The 2,601-nt window shown below is 37.3% G+C and carries 3 protein-coding genes; all 3 read left to right on the forward strand.

Annotated features, from left to right (window positions below; genetic code table 11):
• Nucleotides 1-4: 4 nt before the first annotated feature.
• Nucleotides 5-1,048, forward strand: a complete 1,044-nt coding sequence (locus WMO62_RS15680; RefSeq protein WP_349145267.1) for a HAMP domain-containing sensor histidine kinase — start codon at nt 5-7, stop codon at nt 1,046-1,048.
• Between the two features lie 31 nt (nt 1,049-1,079).
• Nucleotides 1,080-2,144, forward strand: coding sequence for an FUSC family protein (locus tag WMO62_RS15685; protein WP_349145265.1), 1,065 nt, complete (start codon nt 1,080-1,082; stop codon nt 2,142-2,144).
• On the forward strand, nt 2,134-2,601 hold a 468-nt coding region (locus tag WMO62_RS15690; protein WP_349145266.1), incomplete at its 3' end, for a CDP-alcohol phosphatidyltransferase family protein. The genes WMO62_RS15685 and WMO62_RS15690, both read left to right, overlap by 11 nt.

Raw genomic sequence — 2,601 nt, forward strand, 5'->3', positions numbered from 1 at the left:
AATAATGGAACAAAAGAAAGAAAAAGGATTGCGGATCCGATCCTGTCTGACTGGTGCAATCTGGCTGGCACTTGTATTTTCAACAGTCATATCTGCTTTATTATTTGCTTTTTTGAATCATTTTTTTAATCTGCCGGGCAGCATACCTGTGCTTGGCTGGCTTTTGATTTTCAATACATTGATTGCAGGGCTGATCACTTCCTTTATCAATGCAAAGTTACTGGAACCAATTACCAGACTTAGTAAAGCAATGAAGGAAGTTTCTCAGGGAGATTTTGAACAGCATTTGGAAACGAACAGCCGTATAGCAGAAGTTGGAGAATCTTATCAAAGTTTTAATGTTATGACAAAAGAACTTCGTGCAACAGAGGTGCTGCAGATGGATTTTGTATCTAATGTTTCTCATGAGTTTAAGACCCCGATTAATGCCATTGAAGGATATACAATGCTGCTTCAGGGAGAAGAACTGTCTCCGGATCAAGAGGAATATGTAGAAAAAATCTTATTTAACACCCAAAGACTTTCCGGATTGGTTGGTAATATTTTGCTGTTATCCAAGTTAGAGAATCAGAATATACCAATGAAAAAAACAGAATTTCGTCTGGATGAACAGATCCGCCAGGCATTTCTTTCATTGGAAACAAAATGGACAGAAAAAGAAATTGGTTTTCAGGTAGAATTGGAGGAAGTTAAATATACTGGGAATGAAGGACTTTTTATGCATATCTGGATAAATCTTTTGGATAATGCGATTAAGTTCAGTCCTGCAAAGGGGACAATTACGATGTTTCTGAAACAAGAACAGGATTCTGTTAAGTTCATTCTGGAAGATGAAGGACCAGGAATAGAGGATGATGTAAAATCCAGAATATTTGACAAGTTCTATCAGGTAGATGGATCTCATAAAGCAGAAGGAAATGGCCTAGGTCTTGCACTTGTAAAACGGATTGTAGATAGTGCCGGAGGAACAATCAAAGCAGAAAACCGTGAATATGGTGGATGCAGATTTGTTGTAGAGCTTCCAATACAGAAAGATGAGGCCATATAAGTTTAAGAAAAACAGATAGAGGAGGAATTACATGACATTTTATCAGGAATTGCAGTTAAATCAGGCAGGTTCTAAAAATCTGTTGAAAAAGAGTGAAACAGTGAAAGAAAAAACATATCATATACTGGTATATTTGGTAAAGATAGCTGTTACAATGGCATTTTGTTTTTTATTTGTTACTATTTTCAGTATCTTATTTGGAAATGAGAACAGCATTGTAGGTGTAGTGGTCTTATTATGTCTCATGGTGTTTAGAAATGCGGATCTGGGGATCCACACCGGACAAGCTACGATGCTTTTGGCTTTGTTCTTTGTAATTATGACTGTATGTCCGCATTTAGCAAATCAGTTTTCACCGGTATTGGGAATGCTGTTAAATATTGCGGCACTGGCTGTGTTGATTCTGTTCGGATGCCATAATCCATTCATGTTTAATCAATCTACATTGGTTCTTGGGTATCTGCTGCTATATGGTTATGATGTTACGGGAAAAAGCTATCAGATGCGATTAGTCGGAATGGCTTTAGGTGCAGCACTTACCTGCTTCGTATTTTATCGAAATCATAAAAACAGAACTTATAAAAGAAATCTGAAAGATCTGATACAAGAATTTGATATCACTTCTTCCAGAACAAAATGGCAGATATGTCAGATTTTATGCGTACCGATTGTCCTTTGCATTGCAGAACTTTGTAATATGCCACGTGCAATGTGGGCTGGTATTGCGGCCATGTCCGCGATTTTGCCGTTTATGGAAGATATGCACTACAGAGTCCGTAAAAGGATTGTCGGAAATATTGCAGGTGTTATATGTTTTACAGTATTATATTTTCTGCTTCCTTCGTCAATCTATGCATATATAGGAATTCTTGGTGGAATCGGTGTAGGATTTTCAGCACAATATGGCTGGCAGGCAGTATTTAACACATTTGGTGCTTTAGCCATTGCTGCAGAGACTTATGGACTACAAGGAGCGGTTAGTCTTAGAGTGATTCAAAATGTTTTTGGTGTTGTGTTTGCTTTAGCATTTTGTGTTATATTTTATTGGTTTATGTCTAAAAAAAAGGAAAGTGATGTGACCGTACATGCAGAGTGAAGTGAATCAGGAAGAAAATTTGAATAGAATTATTACGGTTCCTAATTTTCTTTCTTTTTTTCGGCTTTGTCTGATTCCGGTAATTATATGGAGTTATTGTGTAAAGAAAAATCCTCTGTTAGCTGGTGAAATCTTATTGCTGTCTGGTCTTACGGATCTTGCTGATGGATATATCGCAAGAAGATTCCATAGGATTAGTAATTTAGGAAAAATACTTGATCCGGTGGCTGATAAGCTGACACAGGCAGCGATGTTAATCTGTCTGTTTACTCGTTTTCCGCATATGCTTCTTTTAATCGTAATAATGGCAGGTAAGGAGCTGTATATGGTAGTCAGTGGATGTCTTGTGATACGAAAGACAGGAAAAGTACATGGTGCAGACTGGCATGGAAAGATAGTAACCTTTTTATTATATGGAACTGCAGCGGTGCATATTATATGGTTCCACATTACAGAT

Source organism: Hominiventricola aquisgranensis (genome assembly GCF_040096225.1).
Lineage (GTDB): Bacteria > Bacillota > Clostridia > Lachnospirales > Lachnospiraceae > Hominiventricola > Hominiventricola aquisgranensis.